The organism is Bradyrhizobium sp. 23AC, from assembly GCF_054863025.1.
In genome coordinates this window covers 1-236 of record NZ_JAVAYN010000305.1, presented here as the reverse complement: position 1 = coordinate 236, position 236 = coordinate 1, and the positions used below count along the sequence as shown (strand labels likewise).

Sequence of the window (236 nt, the reverse complement as noted above, 5' to 3'; positions counted from 1 at the left end):
ATAGACTCGGCCAGATCGGCATCCGACAACGCGCTCATCTGGATCTGGTTGGTCATGTCACGCTCTTTACCGATGCTGTCCAGCTGATCCATTTCCTGCAGCTGACTGCCCAGCTCGGCGCGCACGCTCAACACGTTGTTGTAGGAGTTGTCCAGACCGCGGTTGGCTTTCGCCAAGGCATCGTTCACCTGCTGCTTGGTGGCCTCGTCGGCGCCCTGCAGCGGGGTTTTCAACGC

Annotated in this window: 1 protein-coding gene; it reads right to left on the bottom strand. The window is 59.7% G+C overall.

The features are described from left to right. On the bottom strand, window positions 1–236 hold a 236-nt coding region (locus RAD10_RS42525; protein WP_461622095.1), incomplete at both ends, for a hypothetical protein.